The organism is Streptosporangium canum, from assembly GCF_900113865.1.
GTDB lineage: Bacteria > Actinomycetota > Actinomycetes > Streptosporangiales > Streptosporangiaceae > Streptosporangium > Streptosporangium canum.
Genome location: NZ_FOQY01000051.1, coordinates 1 through 22,638, shown reverse-complemented (window position 1 = coordinate 22,638; position 22,638 = coordinate 1). Strand labels below are relative to the sequence as shown.

Sequence of the window (22,638 nt, the reverse complement as noted above, 5' to 3'; positions counted from 1 at the left end):
GCCTCAACGTCACGCGGGCACGGACGCGGTCAGCCGCCGGGCCAGGGCCTGCACCTCGGCGAGCAGTCCGGCCGGCGGCTGGTCGAGTTCGAGGGCGTGCTGGTGGAGGGTGATCCCGGCATGCCGGACGCGATGGGCCGCGTGCGGGGCATCGCCCTTCGCGTAGACCAGGTGCCCCTCCCGTAGGTTGAGCGCGGTGCAGTAGGCGAGCATCTGGTAGAGGTCCGCGTCCGGGAACCCCTTGGGTCTCTCGGCCTTGTACTTGGCGTCGGCCACGGCGAGCGGAGTGCCATCCTCCGCGTACCAGACGAAGTCCGGAGCCATGCGGATCGCGTCGCGTTCGTCGAGGTAGCCGGTGGCTTGAAGGACGCAGTGGCCGTCGCTGTCGGCCAGGGCCTCCCGCAGGGCGACGGTGACGAAGTCCTCGAAGACCTTGGCCAGGTCGAAGAGGAAACCGCTCACGATGACGTCACCGGGCCGGTGCTCGACCGAGGCGCCCCGCAGCACGATCTCAGCGAGGCGCAGCGCCCTGTGGTAGCGGGCGTTGAGGCGGCTGGGCCGCCACTTGGGAGGTTCCTGACCGGTACCGATCACCATGATGTCGGCCAGCCGGGCCCGTAGCCGCAGCAACCTGCCCCGGACGTCACCGGGGACGCCGGGCAGCCGGAGAAGCCGTTCGCAGGCGGTGCGCAGCAGCCGGTTCTCGGCGATGTCGGCGGTGTAGTCGTCGTGGACGATCTCCAATGGCATGAGCCTGCCGTGATGCCTGCGGATCTGGTCGGCCTCGCGGATGCGTCCGCGCACGATGAGGGCGGTCTCCTCGGCGGTGCGATAACCCTGGATCAGCCCCTGCCGCAGGGCCGTCTCCGCCTGCGGCGCGAAGAGACGGGCGAGGACGTGCAGCAGCTCGGGCTCCTCGTCCACCGGCACCTCCTCGGTCCGCCATCCCTTCGGGTCGAGGCTGTAGCCGAGGAGGAACAGGAGCCTGGCGATGGGCACCTTGGGGGTGATCCGTACGGTGACCGCACCGCCACCGGGCACGGTCACCGTCGCCACGCCCACCTTGCCCCCGGCCGTCACCCGCCACCGCCCGGGAGACCATGGGTCGGGTGCCGCCTCAACGAGGCCGGAGGCGGCGAGCGCCCGTCCGGCGGCGTCGTCGAGCACGACCGAGAGTGGCGCACCGTGCTCGGCGAGCTCGATGACCGTCACGACGGATCGGATTCCGCCGTCTTCGGAGACGGCGCGATGGCGGCGCGCAGCGCTCGCAGCCCGTAGCGCCCTTCGACGTCCACGCCTTCCCCGTAGTGATGTTCCTCCAGCAGCGGCAGGATCTTCGTACGCCAGACGCGTTCGAGCCCGCCGTCGCGGTAGACCCCGTCCTTCATCAGGTAGGAAGGCCCTACCTGGAAGTCCGGGTCGGTGATGCGGGAGTTGAGTGCGTCGAGGAGCTTGGCCGGCTCGGTGTCCCGCCCTTCTCGCGCGAGCCAGCGGCGGAGCAGCCCGCGGGTCGGCTCGGTGCGAGGCGAGAGCTCGACGAACGCGAAGCGGCGGCGCATGGCGGCGTCCACCAGGGCGATGGAACGGTCGGCGGTGTTCATGGTGCCGATGACGAACAGGTTCGGCGGCAGCGAGAAGTCGTCACCGGAGTAGGTGAGCCGTGCCGACCTATCGCGATACTCCAGCAGGAAGTACAGCTCACCGAAGACCTTCGCCAGATTAGCCCGGTTGATCTCGTCGATGATCAGGAAGTGCGGAACACGCCGGTTGCCCTCCCGCGAGGCGAGGTCGGCGAGTTCGCGCAGCGGTCCCGGAGTGAGCCGGAAGGCCACCTCCCGGGTCTCCGGATCCTCCTGAGGACGGAAGCCCTCGAAGAAGTCCTCGTAGGCATACGAGGGATGGAACTGCACCAGCTTGACCTGCTCGGCCCCGGCGCCGAAGAACTCGGCCAGCTTGAGCGCCAGGTAGGTCTTACCCGTGCCGGGCGGCCCATAGAAGATCACCTGCCGCTCGTCCGACAGCAGATCGCGCACCTCGCGCAACCACTCCACGTCATGGACCAGAAGCTCCTCCACGAGTTCCCCGGTGGGCTCGGGCAGCTCCACCTTCCGCCGGGCGTCGAGTGCGGCGGCCTCCATGCTCAGGTCGCCCGCCACGTCCCGGGCCACATCGGCCAGCTCCTCGTCACTCCGGCCGAGGCCGACCACCAGCGCCTGGACGGGAGTGAGATCGACGATGTCGTGCTGGACGGACAGCTTCTGCTGGAGCTCCTCGGGTAGTTCCTCGTAGGGGTAACCAATGCTCTGCCACTCCACCGGGCGCCGCAGGTTCGACCGTCCCCCCTCGGATGCCACCTGCCGGACCTCACCGGCGATCTCGCCGACGTACAGCATGCCGCCGGAGATCGTGCAGACGGTGTCTCCGCGCTTCATCCGGGACAGGAAGAAGTGGACGTCGTCGACCAGCCGGATTCGCTGGGTGTAGGTGACGGTGGACTCGTAGTCCTCCTCCACGAGACCGCGCAGCCGGTTCTTGCTCATGCCTGGTTCGACGCCCTCACGCAACCGACTCGCCGCGAGGCTCACCCACCCCTCGGGAAGCCAGAGCTGCCTGACCATGTCGACCCTGGCCACATTGGACCCCCGGACCAGCCAGATACGGCTGGGTCCCCACGCCGTCTGGTCGACGAAGTCGCCGAGCGGGTGCCCGTCGTCGCTCTTCCAGTTGGTCCACCCGTTGGAGCTACGACCGAGCACGATCGCTGAGGCGGCCGAGGGTGAGCCGCAGACGATGTCCGCTGTCGCCTCCAGATATCCCGGCAAGGTCGTGGACTCCGCGATCAGGCCGGCGTCGATCAGTTCCTGACGGGATCTGTGTGCGGAGGCGACTCGCTTCTCGAACGACGGCACGACCTCCCGCCGGATCGGCGACCCGGCCAGCACCACGAACTTCTGGCTGCCATTGGCCCCTTCCTCATCCAGAAGCCGGCCGCGCGCGACGGGTCCGCCATCGGGCAGACGGAGCCGGAACAGGGGGTAGGGGCTGGACATCAGGCTCCTCCGGCTTCCGGCCGAGCGGCGGGTACGGCGTGCGCCGCGGGATGGCGGGGGCCGTGGCCCGGGGGCGGGGTGAGGATGGAGGTGTAGTTCTCGCCGTCGATGAGAGGGGCGGTCAGGCTGACACCGGCGGCGGCCATGCGGTCGTACTCGGCCAGGACGAGGTCCCTGGTGCGGTAGGTGCCGTACTTGGCGATCTCATTGTTCTTGAGACCGCCGCCCGAGTCGGACTGGAAGGTCTCCAGGATGTAGTCCGCGTCCTCGCGGGCGATCCCGTAGAGGTGAAAGAAGTAGGCGTCCAGCTCGGCCCGGATCCGGGCACGGCGCTCCTCGTCCCATTGGAAGGGGGCGCCGGAGTCACCGAGGTCACGGGCGAGCCCGGCCATTTCGTGCGCGGTGTACACAAGTTCAAGGACACGGGGAGTGATGAACGGCGTGTGGGGTTCCAGCATCTCGGGACTGGGAACGGGCAGCTGCTTCCATATCCTGCGTCCCATATGTGCCCCGCTTGCCTTTTGCCTGGCGACAAAGTCGAAGACCAGCGAGGATTGTGCGGCGACGAGGGCACTGGTAAGCATGGGAGTAGCCGTCGGCAACATCAGCGTAAAGGTCTCTACGGATGCTACGCGGGGAATAAAGGCAGGGATGGCGGTGCGCTCGTCAGTTGTGCGAGCAATATCTCGCCAGCCGCACAGCCAGTCGTGGCTCCACCCTTCTTCTTCTAGCCTCAGAGATACGCCTGGAATCTTGACGTCCTTTTTATTGCGAGTGGTTAGAACGAGTCCGTCTTCCTGGATCCACCGCCGAGGGTTCGTTACACCGTATGCGTCAATCTTAGTGGCTATCGGGACGGCCTCATAGTCATTGTCCCCGGCGCCATAGTATCGGTTCCAGCGATGGTCAAAAATGTGAGCCATCTTTCCCTCATACACTGGAAGCATTCGCTTTCCGTCCCGGATATAGACGTTCCCCTCTCGCCCCCAATTACTGGACTCTAAGGCTTCACTCGCATTGAAGAGATCTGAGTCGTCGGTGCTATTAAAAAGATTCTTGAAGTTGACTTCCCAGGGATTTCTGTTTTCGACGATCTCGCTTTTCAGAACCGGGATGCGTTGGTGGATTGCAGTGGTGAGATCGGCATCGCGGCGGGTGCGAAAGATAGGCAGGCTTCCGGTGTTGGGGTTGATGATCGCGATCTCTTCCGGGCTGAGCGCGAAGACTCGGCCGACATCGTCGAGGTCTCCGATTTCTTCAAGGAAGAATGCGAACTCCGCGACCGGTTCTCGTAGCCCCCGGCCAGTCAGGGAAAGCAAGCAGAACTTATAGCTGGAGTGCACCCCAACGAATAGTGGCTTGCGGTTTTCAAAGTCATACAGTGAAGCGATGGCGCCGCGCCGGGTGAGATCGCTGAACAGGTATTGCGCACCAGCTCCTGTCGCGATGGTTGTCGGAGCGATGCATCCAAGGCGACCCATGGGCGCGATGATCGACGAGAACCGTTCCACGAAGAGATGGTCCAGAAAAAGAGAATTAACACCCTTGACACTGAGGCCCGCTTGACAGAACGAGAACACTCCAGATTTGCCAGTGAAGTGGAATGTGGATTTCACTTTGCGGCGTTCGGTCAGGTAACGCTCCCCCGCCTCCGGGTTCTCCTTCATCCACTCGGCGATCCGGGTCCGCCGCGCCACCCCGGAGATCGCGGCGATCGACGGCTCGACGACGCTGAAGTACTTCTTGTCCTCGAAGTCGACCTTGTCCCACGGCGGATTGCCCAGGACGCAGGAGAAGCCGCCTGCCCAGCCGGTGGCCGGGTCCACGTCCGCGCCGGTGTCGCCGTCCGGGACCACGAAGACGTCGGGGAAGGCCAGGTGCCAGTGGAAGAAGCGGTATTGGTCGCGGAGCCGTTCGATCTCCTTGTGGGTCCCCTCCGAGGCGGCCGTGCCCTTCGGGTCCTGCAGGGCGCGGAAGACCTTCTCGGTGATCGCGGGCGGCGCGTCCTTGGTCTTGTGCCACATGAACGCCGCGCACCAGGCGTCGGCCACCCGCACCGCGCGGGCATACGCCTCGGAGGTCTCCCAGTCACGGTAAGCGGCGGCCTGGCGGTGGACGTCCGCGAGGTCGTCGGAGGGAGCCGCGGTGATGCGGCGCAGCTCAGGGGCGAAGGCGGTGTTGGCCACCTTCATCTCCTGACGCACCTCGAACAGCGTGAACTGCCCCGCGCGTTCCTTGTCGTTCTGGTTCTCCAGGAACTTCGCGAATCCGGTGTCATCCCCCTCGACGGCCTTGAACGCCTTGTTCGGGATGCCGCCGCGCATCAGCGTGGGCGTCGCCCCGATCAGTCCGTTGCCATGCTTGATGTGCGCGTCGAGGAAGCCGAGCGGTTTGCCCGGCTCCAGGGCCTCCAGCCAGAGCGAGACCTTGGCCAGCTCGACGGCCATCGGGTTGAGGTCGACGCCGTACACGCAGCGGGCGATGACCTCGTGCAGGGCGTGGCGGACCGCGTCGACGGTGGGCTCCGGGTTGCGTTCCCGTACGGCGGCGACGCGCTTGGCGATCCGGCGGGCGGCGGCGACGAGGAAGTGGCCGGAGCCGCAGGCCGGGTCGCAGACGGTGAGTGACAGCAGCTCGGCGACGATGCCCTCGGCGGGGTCGGATTCCCTCGCGGCCGACGCCTTCCGCTCGCCGCGCTTGACCGCGTCGTCGATGACCGGGTCGAGGGTGGAGTCGAGCAGGGTCTCGATCAGGGAGCTCGGGGTGTAGTACGAGCCGGTCTTCTTGCGGTCGTTGCCGAGGCGATCGACCAGCTCGAAGGTGCTGTCGACGGCGCTGTGCTTGGGAACGAGCTCCAGGAGCGACTCATAGATGGAGCCGAGTTCCTCGGCGCCCATGTTGCGGTAGTCCACCTGACGCCAGCGCGCCGATTTGACGTCCCGGACCCGGGAGAGGTGGCGTACGGCCTCCAGCAGGTAGGTGTTGGCCAGGGACAGGCCGCGCAGCGGGGCGTCGGTCTCGGCGTCGTCGAAGAGGCCGCCGAGGCCCGGCAGCCCCAGCTCCGGGCGGCCGTTCTCATCGCCGAGCGCGTCGAGGACGATCCGCAGGGCCCGGTAGAGGTCGGTATGCGCGGTGCCCCGGCGGCGGCTCGCCTGACGGCGGAGCCGGGCGGAGGAGAAGTAGTCGGCGTAGCGGTCGCATGCCTGCTCGCCGGCGTCGGGGTGGTGCAGCACGCCCCGGTCCTCGGCGACGAAGAGGAAGATCAGCCGGTAGGCGAGGCGGAGCAGCGCGGCGTGGAAGGTGTGGACGTCCAGGTTCCTACGGAGGTCCGCGTTTGCGGGATGCTTGAGAAAGCCGGTGCCGAGCGTGGTGATGGCCTTCTGGACCCCGTCGCGGTGGTGCTCCAGCGCCCGGGTGCCGGATTCGATCGCCTCGGCGCGCCACTTCTCCAGCCAGCACGCCGACGGCGCCTCGCCCTCCCCGACCCGGAAGCGGGTGAAATGCAGCACCCGGTAGAGCAGGACGAACTCGCTGAACAGCTCGCCATCGAAGATCGCCTCCAGGTCGAACTCGACGTACGAGGCGGTGGCGAGCGCGCTGGAGTCACGCAGCAGGCGCAGCCGGCGTCCGTTGGTGAGGACGCCCCACAGGTGGGCCTCGGCGCGGTTGAGGCACTCCTGGACGAGCGACTGCGGCGGGACGGTGCCCGCGCCGCCGGGACGCCTGTCCAGGGCGGCGTTCCACGCGGCCAGGTGCACGGGAACGTGCTCCCAGCGGTGGCTGACCGGGAAGGTCTTGCCGCCGTCGTCGGAGGTGATGCCCGTCGCCCCGATCACCGTCAGGCCGCCGAAGCCGAGTTCCTCGAAGAGCGGTTCGAGCCACTGTGTGATCGCGAGGCCCGTGTGGTCGGCCGGGGTCTCGGGTTCCGGAGTGCGGGGAAGCTTCAGCCGCAGCTCCTTCCAGATCGATTTGAGGTACTCCCAGTGTCGCTCGGCGTCGTCGCGCACCGACCGTGAGCCGACGACGCGGTAGTCGGCGGGCAGGGAGCCCTTGACGTCTTTGCCTTCGGAGATACGGACCAGCATGTCGGCGGGCAGGAGGCCCCCGACGGTGTGGACGGCGGAGAAGACCTGGTTGCGGGTGACGGCGGACATCAGGCGATTCCTCCGGCGGCGGTGGGAGCGGCGGCCTGGGACGCGGGCAGGTAGACGTAGACGCCGAGGATGTCGGCGGGTCTCTGCGTGATGACTTCCAGACCGCGGATGATCTCGCCGGAGGCGGTGCGGACCCGGCGGTGGGAGTCGAGCAGCTCCGCGCGGAGCTGCTCGCCGTACTCCTCCAGGTGGGCGGTGACGGCGGGCAGCCCGGCGAGGACGCGGCTCATGGTCCGCTCGCCGAACATGGCGTCGGTGTTCTCGTCGGCGGTGGCGTCGAGGAGGCACAGGGCGTCCTCGCTGGGCAGCCACTCGGCGTTCGCGGGTGAGCCCCGGAAGGCCAGGAGGCGGGCGTTCTCGGCGACGAGCTGCCGCTCGCCCGCCCGGGAGGGCAGGGTGAGGCGGAAGCGGTAGCGGAGCAGGAGCAGGGTGGTGCGGGTGCCGACGGCCCCGGTGCGGATCACTCCGCAGCGGCGGGCGGGGCGGGGGCCGTCGGCCCCGCTGTCGAGGGCGGCGTTGAGGACGTGACCGGCGAGCGCGCCGACCACGGGATCGGTGCGGACCAGGGCGGCCTCGCCGCGCGCCACCGCCGCCGTCGCCCGGAACGGGACCGGGCGGCCCGACTCGACGGCGCCGCCTCCAATGACGGGGGCGAGGCTGTCACGGAGCCCGGCGGAGGTGCCGCTCACGTCCGCGGTGAAGTCTCCCGTGCCGCTCGGGTCGTCGCGCAGGACCCCGTCGAGGGCGGTCAGGGCCTGCCGGACGAAGTCACGGATCTCCCCCGGCCGGCCCAGGGTGTCGCGGATCGCGGCGACCTCGCGGGCGACCTCCTCGGGGTGGATGGAACGCTGGGCGAAGCGGGAGCGGGACGTTCTCTCGCGTTCCGCGGCGGAGTTCCACTCCGCCTCCAGCGCGGTGGCCTTCTCGTCGATCGCCCTGAGCTCTTCGAGGCCGAAGAGGGCGTCCTGCCCCCGGTGGATCTCCCGCTCGCGGCGCTGGTTGCGCATCAGCAGCCATTCGACGATCGCGTCGGTCACCCCGGAGGAGGCCGCGTCGGGGACGGAGACGGAGACGCCCAGGTCCTTACGGATCCGGCGGTGCTTGGCGATGAGGACTTCGAGGACCTTGCCGTCGATGCCGTTGTCACCGCCGTAGAGGGTGATGACCTTGACGATGTCCCTCTTCTGGCCGTAGCGGTCGACGCGGCCCTCCCGCTGGTCGTGGCGGGTGGGGTTCCAGGCGAGGTCGTAGTGGACGACGGCGTCGAAATGATGCTGGAGGTTGACGCCCTCGGACAGGCAGTCGGTGGCGATCAGGACGCGGCGGGCGGCGGGGTCGTCGCCCGCCGCGTCGGCGAGCTCCTCGATGCGCTGCAGGCGCTGCTGCGGGGAGAGAGTCCCGGTGATCGCGCGCACGACGGTCCTCTTGCCGAGTTTGCCGTCCAGGTGCTCGGCGACGTACTCGGCGGTCGGGATGTAGCGGCAGAAGACGATCGGGTGGTGTCCCTCGGCGAGCAGCGCCTTGAGGTGCTTGGTCAGTGCCGCGAGTTTCAGGTCCGCGACCGGTCCCTCCAGCAGCGCCGCACGGTCGGCCAGTTCCGCAAGGCGCACCCCCGCCTCGTTGGTCTCCGCGCCAGGAGCGACGTCGAGACCTTCCAGGGCGTCGTTGTCGGATGAGTCGCCGGTCAGCGGGGCGCCGAGTCTGTCGGCCTCCTCGGCGGTGGCGGCCGTCGCGGCGGCGGAGCGGGTGCGCAGGGTCTGCGCGGCGGCCCGTGGCGAGGAGACCAGGGATCGCAGCAGCGCGATCGCCGACCACCAGGCGATCCGGGCCTCGCGCTTGCCCCGGTCGCCGGCGGCGGTCACGCGTTCGCCCGCGTAGGCGATGGCGTCGTCGAGGAGGGCGCGGTAGGCCGGGGAGAGCTTGTAGGTCTCGTCCTTGAAGTACCGGTCCGAGGGGAAGGCGGTCTCCTCGGCGAGGTCGTCGTCGGCCAGGCCGTCGTTCACGGTGAGGAACTGGCGCACGTCGGCCCGCTTGCGGTGCACGAAGTGCGCGGCGAGGAGCCTTCGGCCCTCCTCCGAGGCGAGGTCGACCTCCGCGAGCTCCGGTCTGACCAGGCCGAGGAGGTTGCGGAACGCGCTCTCCTTGCCGCTGTGCGGGGTCGCGGTGACCAGGATCAGGTGACGGTCGACCTTGGGGTCGGCGACGCGTTGGAGGAGCTCGTAGCGCAGCTGGTTCTGCGCGGAGCTGTTGTCGTCGGCGGCGACGCAGGTGTGGGCCTCGTCGACGATGACCAGGTCGGGGCAGTGGTCCACGAAGTCGTCGCGATGACGGGGAGACTTGATGAAGTCCGTGGAGACCACGACGTTCGGGTGCCTGTCGAACAGGGACTGGCCGAGGTCGAGCCCACGCTCCAGCTTGGAGACCGTGGAGGCCAGGACCAGTTCGGCGTCGATGCCGAATTTGCTGCGCAGTTCCTCCTGCCACTGTTCGGCCAGCGCGGGAGAGCACAGCACGGCGAGGCTCCGCGCGCTCCCCTGGGCGAGGAGCTCGCTCGCGATCAGGCCGGCCTCGACGGTCTTGCCGATGCCGACGTCATCGGAGATCAGCATGCGTACGGTCTTCTGGCGCAGCGCCATCATCAGCGGGACGAGCTGGTAGGCGCGGGGCTCGACGGTGATCCCGGCGAGTGAGCGGAAAGGGCCGGCGCCGGAGCGGAAGCCGATGCGCAGCGCCGAGCGGAGCAGGCCGGCGGCGCGGTGGTTGCCGAGGTCGGCGGGTGACGGGGGCGCGAACTCGGCGCTTCGCACCGGCTCGAAGTCCGGGAAGACGGCCGCGATGTCGTCGTCGGCCCCGCCCAGGGGACGCAGGACGAGCATGTCGGGGGCGCTTTCCGGCAGCACGACCCAGTCGCGGTCGCGGGCGGAGACCAGGGAACCGGGGGTGTAGGAGGCGGTCGTCATCGGGGGGATGGATTCCTTTGCGGTTGTCGCGACGGTTCTCCGGTTCAGGCCCCTACGCCGGGCCCGAAGTAGCGTTCGAACTCCTCCGCGATGACGGCCCAGTCGCCGTCGTGCGGGAAGCGGACGACGTCCCAGCCGCTGTCGAACAGCCGGTTCTCCGCTTCGGCGTCGCGTTCGGCGACCGCCACGTGTTCGTGGACGGGTCCGTCGACGAAGACCGCGACGTTGACGCCGGGCAGCCGGTAGACGAAGTCGGGCCGGGCGAGCGCCTCGGTGACGAAGGTCTGCGCCTCGTCGGGCAGCCGCAGACCGCGTTCCTTGAACCAGGCGATGAGCCTGCCCTCCAGCGCGGTGTCCGACTGCGCGGCCAGGCGTGCCAGCTGCTCCGAGCGGGTCTCGCCCTGGCCGGTCGTCTGCGCCCGTGCGCCCGCGAAGCGCAGCAGCAGGTCACGCACCGAGTGGCGGTCGATCGACCCGTGGTCGAGCTGGTTGCCGTAGGTGAGCAGGCATTCGTAGCAGCCCAGGGCGCAGGGCCGGTCAGGGTGCGGGCCTCCCAGGTCGGTGCCGTCGGCGTCGAAGTGGCAGATGGACAGGGCTTCGGCCGCGGCGCGGGCCAGTGCCTCGGGCTCGGACTGCATCAGGCGCAGGACACCGGCACCGCCCTCGGCCGCCTCGGTGAACAGCATCCGGTCGCGGGGGCCGTCGTCCGGCGGGAGCAGTTCGCCGGCCAGCTCGGAGTCCTCCAACTCGAAGGCGGCCTCGATACCGCGTTCCAGCGCGTACATGAGTGAGAGCGCGGCCGGCCTCGGCAGCGGCTCGTCCAGCTTCAGCACCAGGATGTTGCGGCGGTCCTCGACGTACGGGATGACACGCTTCTTGCGGCGCTTCTCGTTGCCGTCGGCATCGATGACCGGCATCTCGCTGGAATCGCCGGAGGCCTCGCCGGCGTCGCGCTCGTTCATCCAGCGGCCGTCGGCGGGATCGAGCCAGAAGCCGTCCGGATCGTCGGGCTTGGCACGCATGCGACCCATGTTGGTGAGGCGGACGGTCGCCGAGTCTCCGTACGACACGATGGCGAGCCCGCCGCCGGCGTCGGAGACCAGGGCGTCCCGGCGGCCGGGACGCGGGCCATGGTCCTGGAAGCGGTAGGACGTCACGAGCCGGAAGCCCGCCTTGCGGCGTTCCTCCTCGTCGGAGGAGATCCGCTCGCGGCGCTTGGTGTAGACGGTGTGCAGCTGGAGCAACCCGTGCGTGGTCTTACTCAGCGGCTCGTCACACATCCGGCAACGGTCGTCGCGGTCCTTGGGGTCGTGGTGGTAGCCGCAGCCCGCGCATCTCTGGGCGCCGGTGGTGACGACGTCACCGGTCGCGTCCGGTGGCAACTGGATGCGGGTGACCTGGTAGCGGGCGCCCTCGTGGTAGATGAGGGCGCCGGGCCCGAACTCGCGGATCGCCAGGAACCGGGGCCGTTGGAGGTAGTCTCCGTCGCCGAACTTGCGCCCGTTCGTGGGGACGTACGCGGCGAGCGGCAGCCGGGGGAAGGAGTAACCGGGCAGGAAGCCCTCACTGGCGAGGTAGCGGTACGGATTGAAGTCGGACAGGACCGACTTGCTGTCCACGCTCTCGTTCTTCAGGAGGTTGAGCTGGGTCTCGGCCTCCCTTCGCCGACCGACGGCGATCTTGCGGTCGCGCTCGGAGAGCGTGTGGTCCAGGACCCGCCGGTTCTGCTCGGCCTGGTCGACGAGGGCGGCCCGGAACAGCGCACGCCAGCGGTCGAACGATTGGTCGAAGACATCGGGCGCGGCACGGACCTTCTCCTCGATCCACTGGTCGTGCCACCAGGTGGTGTCGGCGAACTCGGTCAGCAGTCCGCCGAAGATCCTGCGGGCGGCCGCCACGGCACGGGCCTGGACGCCCGGCTTGCGCGAGTCGGCGGCGACGTGGTCGTGCAGGGGCAGCGCGGGGTCGGGACGGCGGGCGTCCTCGGCGTAGCCGACGTCGATGACGTCGGGGATGGCACGTCCCAGCTTGGTCCCGGTCTCGGCGAGCCAGATGGCCTGGACGTGGGAGCGGACGAGGTCCTCGTTGGCGAGGTCCAGACGCGGTGGTGCGACGGCCCCCGCGACCATGCGCTCGGAGCGGCGGAAGTAGTACTGGTCGTGGCTGTTTCCGGTGGCGCAGTAGGTGGTGACGAGCGCGGGCTGCCCCGACCGGCCGGCGCGTCCGCTGCGCTGGGCGTAGTTGGCCGGGGTGGGCGGCACATTGCGCATCATGACGGCGTTGAGCTCGGAGATGTCGACGCCCAGCTCCATGGTCGGCGAGCAGTACAGCAACTTCAGCTCGGCGGTGCGGAAGGCCTCCTCGCGCCTCTCCCGTTCCTCCGGGGCGACCTGGGCGGTGTGCTCGCGGGCGGCGAGGCCGCCGAGGGCGCCGGCCGCGTTCCGGTAGAGGTCGCGGAAGAAGGTGTTGACGCGGGGGCCCTCGCCGCTGGGATAGGTGCGGGTCAGCGGGTCGTGCGTGCCGGTCTCGCCCGTTCCGGCACGCCAGATGAGGGCCGCGGCCGAGATGCGATAACCGGTGACGGCCGGACCGGCCGGACGCCGGAAGCGGCCGGCGCGCTGCGGAGTCGCGTCGATCTCCCGTACCAGGTCGGCTTTTGCGAGCACCTTCAGGAGGTCCACGATGATCTGCTGGGCGTCGTCGACCGGCAGGTCGCTGCCGAAGTGCACCCGCCGTAGATACTTGCCGAACTTGCCGCGCCCGGACAGGAACAGCCCGGAACGGTCCAGACCGGGCCTGGACCCCCGGGGATAGGCGGTGCCGATCCCGGGGCGGTCGCTCGCGGAGAGCACCCAGGGGTCGATGAGGCGTTCCTCGCTGGCGCGCTGGAGGGTGTCGAAGTCCTCCCGGAAGTGCTGCACGTCGATGGCGAGGGCTCGGCGCATCTCGTCCAGCAGAACCCGCATGATCTCCTCGCGCCGGCCTTGCTCGGCCTCACGCAGCTCCCGGTGGGTTCCGGACCAGCGGTCCTCGTTCTCGGCGATCCACCCCAGGTCCTCATAGTCGATCTTCAGCAGCCCCGTCTGCTCCAGGTTGGGCATGGTGACGCGCCAGCCTCGTTCGAGGTCCAGGTAGAGGCGGAAGGCGATGACGTCCCGCAGGGTCTTGGCGGCGTTGCGCGCCATCGAGGGCGGCAGATCCGCGGTGCCCACGTACTCGGCGACGTCCAAGCCCAGGGCGCCGGCGACGCGCGCGGCGAGTTCCTCGTGGCGGATGCCCTCCTCCCCCATCTCGACGGCCGCCCGGTACAGGGCGCCGCGCAGCTGGGTGATCTGCACGAAGTCGTTGAAGTGACCGGCCTGCAGGGAGGCGTCCTGCCGGTTGTCGACGAAGGTGAGCAGCTTGCGGGCTTCCTTCTTGAGCGCCTCGGCCGGGGCCTCCTTGAGGGAGCGGACGATGGAGGTGGAGACGAGGGAGGTCGCCGAGGAACGCCCTTCCTGGTCGAGCCGCGCCAGCTTGGCGAAGTCCTTGCCCCTGACCTGCTCGTAGCTCACCCCGCAGTGCAGGCAGAACAGGAACGGGGAGGGGATGAAGGCCGCCTTCAGCTCGCCTCGCCCCTCGCCCCCGTACGGATCGACGGTGACGGCACTGGGCAGTCGCACCCGGTAGGAGTTGCGGACGATCTCCTGCCCGCCGTCGTCGACCTCCAGCCATGACTCGGGCAGCCGGCGGTCGGCGATGGCCTCCTCGGGCGTGCGCGGCCAGGGCCGGTCGGGGTCGATGTACAGGTAGCCGTCCCCGGCCCGGCCACCGGTGGCTGCGGTGTCCGGACGCGGGCCGTAGAGGCCCCTGCCGTCCTTCTCCGTGCGCCACACGGTCAGGTATTCCTGGCCGCACTCGCGGCAGAAGGCCAGCGGGAGCAGGATCTTGCCATCCGAGCCAGGCTGGACGAGCTGGTAGTCACGCGTCAGGTGACGAGTCGACTTGTCCTCAAGGGTGACGTAGACGGTGTCTCCCTTGGAGAGGAACTGGTGCAGCCGGAAGGCGAACAGGGGGCGCTCGGTGACCGGGTGCCTGGCCTCCGCGCCGGCCTTGAGCGTTCGGCGGATCGCGTCCGCGCACACGTCCTCGGTCAGGCCGCTGTCCCGGGCGAGTTCGGCGGCCGCTTCCTCGATCTTGGCGGGCTTCTGCCGTACCAGGCGTCCCGCCGCGTCCACGGCGAGGCCGAAACGCGTCTCGATCCAGCGGGCCAGAGGGTCCCGCACCAGGTCGGCGTAGGCACGCGGCGCCCCCGGGGCCCGAAGCCGTTCGGCCGGCACCGTGCCGGGGGCCTCCTCGGTGGCACGCACGAGCGTCTCACCGATGACGTTCCCGGAGCTCACCTCGGTGCCGAAGAGGGTGGTGGCGACGCGGGCGACGACCTCTCTCTGGTCCTCGGCGGTGCCCTCGCTGGACATGGTGGCGGAGGTGCCGACGCACTGCAGGTGTTCGGCCTGGCATGCCTCGCGCACCCGGCGGATGAGCAGGGCGACGTCCGCTCCCTGGCGGCCGCGGTAGGTGTGCAGCTCGTCGAAGACGAGGAACTCCAGCCCCTTGGCCATCTTGATGAGGGAGAGCCGGTCACCCGGCCGGGTGAGCATCAGCTCCAGCATCACGTAGTTGGTGAGCAGGATGTCCGGCGGGTTGTCGCGGATCTCCTTGCGGCGTTCGTCGTCTTCCTGGCCGGTGTAGCGGGCGTAGGTGACCGGTTCACGGCCGGGGCCGTAGCCGTCGCGCAGGTACTTGTCGAGCTCCTTGATCTGGCTGTTGGCCAGGGCGTTCATCGGGTAGACGATGATCGCGCGGACCCGCTTGCGGGCCTTGGGGCCCTCGTGCTCGCGATCCCTCAGCACCTTGTCGACGATCGGCACGATGTACGACAGGGACTTGCCCGATCCGGTGCCGGTGGTGAGGACGTAGGAGGCACCCGATCGGGCGGTGTCGATGGCCTCGCGCTGGTGCCGGTGGAGCGTGAGCGGACGGCCGTCGCACACCATGCCGTCCCTGGTCTTGCCCGCCTGGAAGATACGAGCGCACTCCGGGTGCAGCGCTCCTTCGTTCGCGAGCTCCAGAACGGTGCCGCCCGAGGCGAAGAACGGGTTCAACGACAGCCAGGGGTCGGGCCACTGGGACTTGGCGTCCAGGTCGTTCTCGACGAAGGCCGAGATCCGGTCGTCGCGGATGATCGTGCCGCCCTCGGTGAACGACCGGTAGTCCTCGATGAGCTTGCGATGCACGCCGAAGACGTCCATCCCCGATGCGCCCTGCCGAGGCTCCGGAGTGTTCACAGGATTGGCGGGGAACGTGGGAACGCGACTCTCAGCGCGAGCAGCCGCGAGGTGACGTACGGGATCGAAGCCATCCCAGCCGGAGACCTGCTCCTGGCCTTCGACGAACGGCAGCAGAGCCTCGCGCACGGCGACCGCGTCGGCGGGCCGCTCCGCCGGGTCCTTGGCGAGCAGCCGCTCGACGAGCCTCACCAGGTCTTCGGGGACGTCGGAACGGAGCAGCCGTACCGGAGGTGCAGGTTCGGAGAGGTGCTTGTGCCCGAGCTCGTGCGCGGACTCGCTGTGGAATGGCGGGACGCCGGTAAGGAGCTCGAACAGCATGCACCCGAGGGCGTAGAGGTCGGCCGCCTGGGTCACCGCCGAGGCGCGGAACTGCTCGGGCGCCATGTAACGAGCGGTGCCGAGCGTGACACCCGTGCTCGTCACCTTGCCGGTCCCGACGTCATGGACGATCCGGCCCATGCCGAAGTCGAGGACCTTGACTACGCCGCCACGCAGCAGCATGACGTTGGCAGGCTTGAGGTCGCGGTGGACGACCCCGGCGGTGTGCGCCGCGGACAGACCGTTCGCGATCTGCGCCCCCAGCGCCGCCACCCAGGAGATGGGCAGTTGCGAATGCTCGCTCACCAAGTCTCGCAAGGTTTCCCCGTCAAGGAACTCCATGGCGAGGTAAGGCAGGCCGGTGTTGTCCACACCACCGTCGAAAGTGCGGGGAAGGTTCGGGTGGCCGTCGAGCCTGCGCATGATGCGCACCTCGCGCTCGAACCGTTGGACCGTCTTGAGGTCGGTAGCCGAGGTGAGCATGGCTCCGGAGCGGCTGCGCAGGATCAGCTTCACCGCTACGACGCGGTCCTTTGTGCCTTCGGGCGCCCACAGATCCTCGGCGCGGTGAACCTCCCCCATGTTGCCTTTACCGACGGCTCCCAGGAGACGGAACCGGCTCGCCACCCAGTCCAGATTCACCGACACTCTTCGTTCTCCCTACACTCAGGGACAAAACGGACTAAAGTGGAAATTGGCATATTTTTATGCCACAAAAAGGTAGGTCATTAATATTTCCAGCAGCGTACACTCTTGACAGAGAATGGAACACACGTCTTCCTTGTTGACCGCATTAACAGCGACCTAGCGACCTAGATAAAAACGGACAAGTATGCCAAATCGTGAGAAATCATCGAGGGGGCCGTGGGACGGCCTGCACATAGACGCATGCTTGTCATATCCACGTCCCAGCAGGTCGGAGTTACACCCAACGTGGTGATCGTTATGACCCCGAAGCCATCCTCCGCGGGCCTTCACCGGGCGAGAACACGCTCATCCCGAGGGAGCCATCGGCCCCGGCCACTTCGACGTGGCGCACCGCGGCGACGGACCACATGGCGAGTCGGATCGATCGCAAGGACATGGACGCACCACCTGTACGGGCATCTGGTCCCAGAGGCGTCCGAGCGGGCTCGCACGGCACTGGACAACGCCTTCGCCTCGGCGCTCGGGTCCGCGTAATGTGCCCTCTCGGGGCTTCGATCTCCCCGAGCGAGGGTTCCGCCGCAGGTCAGCGGCGAGAGGGCGGACGAGTCGGCCTGTAGGCCGGGTTTTGTCCTTCACTTGCGTGAAGGGGCGACCATCCATCTAGGGCCGTCGTTGCCGACGGCCTCAAGCGGTCTACCCGCGCGACTCGGGCGGGCAGCCCTCAAACGTCGCGCGCGGGACGCTCCGAAGAGCGTCCCTTCTTGACCTTGCTCCGGGTGGGGTTTACCTAGCCGCCCACGTCACCGTGGGCGCTGGTGGTCTCTTACACCACCGTTTCACCCTTACCTCCCTTGCGGGAGGCGGTCTGTTCTCTGTGGCACTGTCCCGCGGGTCACCCCGGGTCGGCGTTACCGACCACCCTGCCCTGTGGAGCCCGGACCTTCCTCGGCGGGCCTCCGAAGAGACCCGACGCGGCCGCCCGGCCGGCTCGTCCGCCGTGACCGCAAGCCTATCGGCTCCCAAGTGGTCTCCAACCGAGCGGCAAGTCATCTCCGGTGGAATGGGGATCACACGGCCCCAGGGGGCACGAGCGCCCGGGGGACGACCGATGAGAGCACGACCGATCACCAGACCGGACGGGCTCCGCGTGTCGCGGGGGACGGGGGGTGTGCCGCCCCCGCACACACGGGCCGCCGGCGGGGAAGTGCCGATTCAGCGCAGGTGCGAGGTGTCGTTGAACGCCTTGACCACCGCCGGCCCATCGGCGTAATACTCGATCAGGGACAGGGCTGCCAGATCGAGATGCATGCGGTACAGCGCGGCGAGGGGAGCCAGCAGCGCTGACTGGAGCAGCATCTTGATCGGCGTGACGTGGGAGACGGCGAGGACCGTCCTGCCCTCGTACCGCTCGACCAGCCGGTCCCCGGTCGCCTGGACCCGCCGCGCCGCCACCCCAAAACTCTCCCCACCCGGCGGCGCGGCGGACGGGTCCGCCAGCCACGCGGTGAGCGCGTCCGGCCAGCGGCGCTGGATCTCGGTGAACGTGTGGCCCTCCCAGTCGCCGAAGTCGGCCTCCCTGAGCCCTTCCTCGACGATCACCTCCAGCCCGAGCCGGGCCGCGACGATCTCGGCGGTGGCGCGGGCGCGCTTGAGCGGTGAGCTGACGACCACCTGGATGCCGTACGGCTCGCGCGACAGCCTGGCCGCGGCGGCTTCCGCCTGGGCGATGCCGTTGGGGGTGAGCTCCGGGTCGCCGAGTCCGGAGAACCTGCGCTCGACCGAGAGCGGGGTCTCGCCGTGCCGGAGCAGGAGCAGCGAGGTCGCCACCGTCGTGGGCGCGCGCCAACCGGTGCCCGCGGTCCCGGACGCCGCCGCCTGGCCCGATGAGACGTCCTGGCCCAATGAGAGGGCATCGGCGTCGATGAGGTCGAGAAGGGAGTCCTGCGCGGCGAGCGGGGCGGCAGCCGTGGCAGGGCGGCCGGAGACCTGGGCGGCCGAGGCGTCGGAGGGGCCGAGCTCCCGGGCCTCGGAGGGGCCGGCGGCGGCCGTCGAACCCGTGCCCACCGAACCGCTGGGCGCGGAACCGGTGCGTGCGGAACCCGTGCCCACCGAACCGATACCCGCCGCACCCGTGCGTACGGAACCCGTGCCCGCCGCACCCATGCGTGCCGAACCGCTGGGCTGCCAGGGGCGGCCCTTGGCGGCGGCGTCCATCGCCTCGTTGGCCAGCCGGTCGGCGTCCTTGTTCTTCTCCCGGGGGATCCACTGCCAGGTGACCCTGAGACGCCGGGCCAGGGCGCCCGCCTCCAGCGCGAGCGGGCGCAGCCCCTCGTTCTTGATCTTCCAACGGCCGGCCATCTGCTCGATGACCAGTTTGGAGTCCATCCGGACCTCGACGACCGCGCCGTCGCCCGCGAGGGCGAGGAGCGACTGCAGGCCCGCGATCAGCCCTCGGTACTCGGCGACGTTGTTGGTCTGGGCGCCGATCGCCTCGGCCGTCTCGACCAGCACCTGGCCATCGGCGGCGTCCTTGACGACCGCACCGTAGCCGGCGGGTCCGGGGTTGCCCCGGGACCCTCCGTCGGCCTCGATGACGAAGGAGGTCACAGGCCTGACTCTGCGGTGCGGACCAGGATCCGGCGGCATTCCTCGCAGCGGATCACCTCGTCGTGGGAGGCGGCCTTGATGCGGTTGATCTCGGCGATGGACAGGCTGGTGCGGCAGCCGAGGCAGCGGGCGCCCTGCAGCATCGCGGCGCCCACCCCGAACTGGTCCCGGAGCTTGTCGTAGAGGGCCAGCAGGTCGGCGGGGATGTCGGCGACGACCTCCGAGCGCTTGCCCCTGACCTCGGCGCTCTCCTTGTCGATCTCGGCGAAGGCGGCGTCCCTGCGGTCCTCGGAGACGCTGCGGGCGGCGGCGAGCCCGTCGCGCTCAGCGGCGATCTTGGTGACCTGCGCGTCGGCCGACTCCCGGCGCTCCATGATCTCCAGCACGACCTCCTCCAGGTCGCCCTGGCGGCGGGTCAGGGAGGCGATCTCGGACTGGAGGCTCGCCAGGTCCTTCGGGGAGGAGACCTGGCCGGAGTCGAGGCGCTTCTGGTCGCGCTCGGCGCGGATACGGACCGAGTCGACGTCCGCCTCCGCCTTGGACTGCTCGCGGGCCAGGTCACCCGCCTCGGTCTCGGCCGAGATCACCTGAGTCGCGAGCCTCGCCACGCGGGCGGAGATCTCGTCGATCTCGGCCAGCTCGGGCAGAGTGCGGCGACGATGGGCCAGCCGGTCGATGACGGAGTCGAGTTCGGCCAGGTCGAGCAGACGCTTCTGGGCTGCCGGGGCTGCTTTCACTTCAAATCCTCGCACTCTGCTGTTGTCTTCCAGGCGTCCGTGACCGTCTCGGATACGCGCGTCTCAACAGTAATCCCCTTCCCGGCCAATCCGGACGCCAGTCGGCGTGCCGCCTCGGTCAGCCAGGGCCATTCGGTGGCCCAGTGGGCGGCGTCGATCAGCGCGGGGCCGTCGGAGGCCTCCATGAACTCACTCGCCGGATGGTGGCGCAGATCCGCGGTGAGGAAGACGTCCACTCCGGCGGCGCGGGCCGTACCGAGGAGGGAGTCTCCCGACCCCCCGCTCACCGCGACCCGCCGGACCTCGCGGTCGAGGTCTCCGGCGACCCGCAGGCCGCCCGCCGTACCGGGAAGCCCCCGGGCGGCCTGGCGGGCGAACTCGCGCAGGGAGAGCGGGGCGGGCAGCGAGCCGACGCGGCCGAGGCCGCGCCGGGGGTCGTCCGCCGAGGGCAGCAGAGGCGTGAGCGGGCCGGTCAGGCCCACGGCGTGGGCGAGCGCGTCGGAGACTCCGGGGTCGGCGACGTCGGCGTTGGTGTGGGCGGTGAAGAGGCCGACGTCGTTCTTGATCAGTGTGTGGACGAGACGGCCCTTGAAGGTGGTGGCGGCGACGCTCGTGGTGCCGCGCAGGTAGAGCGGGTGATGGGTGACGATCAGGTCGGCGCCCCAGTGGAGGGCCTCGTCCGCGACGGCCGCCACCGGGTCCACCGCGAACAGGACCCTGCGCACCTCCGAAGAGGGGTCCCCGCAGACGAGTCCGACCGCGTCCCACGACTCCGCCCATCGGGGGTCGTAGGTCGATTCGAGCTCTCGGACGACGTCGGCAAGAGTAGGCACGTGCGCAGACTACCGGCCTATGTCCGAACGCAGGCGGATCGCCTAATGTAAGTGGATCCTGACCTCGAAGGGCTGGCGTATGAAGCCGAATGTCGCGATCATCGGTGCCGGGTTCGGCGGGCTGTGCATGGCCATAGGGCTGGAGCGGGCGGGGATCCGCTCCTACACGATCTTCGAGAAGGGGCCCGGGGTCGGCGGCACCTGGCGGGACAACACCTATCCGGGGGCCGGATGCGACATCCCCTCGCACCTGTACTCCTTCTCCTTCGAGAGATACGCCAGCTGGACCCGCCGCTACCCCGGGCAGCCGGAGATCCTCGGCTACCTGGAGATGTGCGCCGACAAGTACGGCCTGCGCCCGCGGATCCGGCTGAACACCGAGGTCACGGCCGCCGCCTTCGACGAGTCGCTGGGCAGATGGCGGGTCCGCACGGCGGCCGGTGAGCAGCTCTTCGACGTGGTGGTCTCAGGGGTCGGGCAGCTCAACCGCCCCCGGCTGCCCGACATCCCGGGGATGTCCTCCTTCGGGGGCGCGGCCTTCCACTCCGCCCGCTGGGACCACTCCCAGGACCTGACCGGCAGGCGGGTGGCGGTGATCGGCAACGGGTCGTCGGCGGCGCAGCTCATCCCCCGGGTGGCCGAGGTCGCCGGGCACCTGGACGTCTTCCAGCGCACTCCCAACTGGGTCATCCCCAAGCCGGACGCCGTCTTCGGCGAGACCGCCCGGACGGCCTTCCGCCATGTGCCGTTCCTGCAGCGGGGCTACCGCGAGTGGGTCTACCGGTACGCCGAGGGCGCCCTCTACCGGGCCCTCGCGGGCGGATGGAGCGCCGGGCTGCTGCGCAGGCGCGCCCTGGAGCACCTGCGCGACCAGGTCCCGGATCCGGAGCTGCGGGCCAGGCTGACCCCCGGCTACCCGGTCGGCTGCAAGCGGGTCATCATCGACAGCGGCTTCTATCCCGCGCTGACCCGCGCCGACGTGGATCTCGTCACCGAACCGATCACCCGGATCGTCCCCGCGGGCGTCGAGACCGCCACCGGCCTCCGCGAGGCGGACGTGATCGTCTACGCCACCGGGTTCCGGAGCACCGACTTCCTGGCGCCCATCGACATCACCGGCCGTCAGGGGCGCCGTCTCGGCGAGGAGTGGAAGGACGGGGCGGAGGCCTACCTCGGCATCGCGGTGCCGCACTTCCCGAACCTGTTCCTGCTCTACGGGCCCAACACCAACCTCGGCCACAACTCGATCGTCTTCATGATCGAGTGTCAGGTCGGATACATCATGCGCTGCCTGCCGTACCTCGCGCGAAGAGGGCCGATGGAGGTCAGGCCCGAGGCGATGGAGGCGTGGCGGCGGAGCCTGGATCGGGCGATGGACTCCATGGTGTGGGGGGCGGGCTGCACGAGCTGGTACAAGAACGCGGCGGGCCGGGTGACCAACAACTGGCCGGCCCCGACGACGGTCTACCGGCGGATCACCAGGGCGCCCCGGCCGGCGGCGTTCCGCTTCGCGCGCTGACCCGTCCGGACACCGGGCACGGGCTCTCGATAGCGTCATCCGTGACGAGAGCCACCTGCGAAGAAGGGCCTGCCCGTGTCCGCTGAACTCCACCGTGACGCCGTGGTCGCCGATACCCACAACGACCTGCTGATGGCGGTCACGGCACGACCCCCGCGGCAGTGGGCGTCGTTCTTCCGTGAGCGCTGGCTGCCCCAGCTCCACGAGGGCGGGGTGAACGTGCAGGTGCTGCCGGTCTTCATCGACGACCAGTACCGGCCCGAGGGGGCGCTGCGGCAGACCCTGCGCATGATCGAGTGCGCGCACACCCTGGCCGAGGGCAACCCCGACGCGGTACGGCTCTGCCTGGACGGCGCCCAGATCGACCAGGCCCTCGGCGAGGGCAGGATCGCCCTGGTGCTGGCGCTGGAGAGCGCCCCCGGCCTGGACGCCAGCGTCGAGCTGCTGCCCACCTTGCACCGGCTGGGCGTGCGGGTCGCCTC

10 protein-coding genes and 1 other RNA gene are annotated in these 22,638 nt (G+C 69.4%); 2 read left to right on the top strand and 9 right to left on the bottom strand.

The features are described 5' to 3' along the window. Positions 1-9: 9 nt before the first annotated feature. The 9 genes from BM085_RS39825 to BM085_RS39785 form a co-directional block, all read right to left on the bottom strand. Positions 10-1,212, bottom strand: a complete 1,203-nt coding sequence (locus BM085_RS39825) for an McrC family protein (protein WP_093891941.1) — start codon at positions 1,210-1,212, stop codon at positions 10-12. After that, complete coding sequence (locus BM085_RS39820; protein ID WP_093891940.1) at positions 1,209-3,050, bottom strand: DUF4357 domain-containing protein; 1,842 nt, start codon at positions 3,048-3,050, stop codon at positions 1,209-1,211. The genes BM085_RS39825 and BM085_RS39820 overlap by 4 nt, the downstream gene beginning before the upstream one ends. After that, positions 3,050-7,204: an Eco57I restriction-modification methylase domain-containing protein gene (locus BM085_RS39815; RefSeq protein ID WP_093891939.1), complete on the bottom strand. Its 4,155-nt coding sequence runs from the start codon at positions 7,202-7,204 to the stop codon at positions 3,050-3,052. Before BM085_RS39815 ends, BM085_RS39820 begins: the two co-directional genes overlap by 1 nt. After that, on the bottom strand, positions 7,204-10,164 hold the full coding sequence (locus BM085_RS39810; protein WP_093891938.1) for a DEAD/DEAH box helicase: 2,961 nt from the start codon (positions 10,162-10,164) through the stop codon (positions 7,204-7,206). Before BM085_RS39810 ends, BM085_RS39815 begins: the two co-directional genes overlap by 1 nt. A gap of 44 nt (positions 10,165-10,208) precedes the next feature. Beyond that, the gene (locus BM085_RS39805; protein WP_245789971.1) at positions 10,209-16,460 is read right to left on the bottom strand and encodes a protein kinase domain-containing protein; all 6,252 of its coding nucleotides are present in this window, start codon (positions 16,458-16,460) and stop codon (positions 10,209-10,211) included. Between the two features lie 598 nt (positions 16,461-17,058). Further along, positions 17,059-17,451, bottom strand: an RNA gene (gene rnpB / locus BM085_RS39800) — RNase P RNA component class A. A gap of 221 nt (positions 17,452-17,672) precedes the next feature. Beyond that, entirely contained in the window at positions 17,673-19,067 is a 1,395-nt protein-coding gene (locus tag BM085_RS39795; RefSeq protein ID WP_093891937.1) for a bifunctional RNase H/acid phosphatase, read from the bottom strand. Further along, the gene (locus tag BM085_RS39790) at positions 19,064-19,804 is read right to left on the bottom strand and encodes a zinc ribbon domain-containing protein (protein ID WP_093891936.1); all 741 of its coding nucleotides are present in this window, start codon (positions 19,802-19,804) and stop codon (positions 19,064-19,066) included. Before BM085_RS39790 ends, BM085_RS39795 begins: the two co-directional genes overlap by 4 nt. Then, complete coding sequence (locus BM085_RS39785) at positions 19,801-20,637, bottom strand: Nif3-like dinuclear metal center hexameric protein (protein ID WP_093891935.1); 837 nt, start codon at positions 20,635-20,637, stop codon at positions 19,801-19,803. The genes BM085_RS39790 and BM085_RS39785 overlap by 4 nt, the downstream gene beginning before the upstream one ends. Before the next feature lie 79 nt (positions 20,638-20,716). On the opposite strand from BM085_RS39785, the gene BM085_RS39780 reads away from it, so the two are divergent. Both BM085_RS39780 and BM085_RS39775 read left to right on the top strand, forming a co-directional pair. Then, the gene (locus BM085_RS39780; protein WP_093891934.1) at positions 20,717-22,156 is read left to right on the top strand and encodes a flavin-containing monooxygenase; all 1,440 of its coding nucleotides are present in this window, start codon (positions 20,717-20,719) and stop codon (positions 22,154-22,156) included. Between the two features lie 75 nt (positions 22,157-22,231). Further along, positions 22,232-22,638, top strand: a 407-nt coding sequence (locus tag BM085_RS39775; protein ID WP_177245507.1) for a membrane dipeptidase, incomplete at its 3' end; no start/stop codon positions are given.

Bases quoted from the DNA above. Each gene is read 5' to 3' on its own strand.
- BM085_RS39820 (WP_093891940.1), bottom strand. From the start codon at position 3,050: ATGTCCAGCCCCTACCCCCTGTTCCGGCTCCGTCTGCCCGATGGCGGA.
- BM085_RS39815 (WP_093891939.1), bottom strand. From the start codon at position 7,204: ATGTCCGCCGTCACCCGCAACCAGGTCTTCTCCGCCGTCCACACCGTC.
- BM085_RS39810 (WP_093891938.1), bottom strand. From the start codon at position 10,164: ATGACGACCGCCTCCTACACCCCCGGTTCCCTGGTCTCCGCCCGCGAC.
- BM085_RS39780 (WP_093891934.1), top strand. From the start codon at position 20,717: ATGAAGCCGAATGTCGCGATCATCGGTGCCGGGTTCGGCGGGCTGTGC.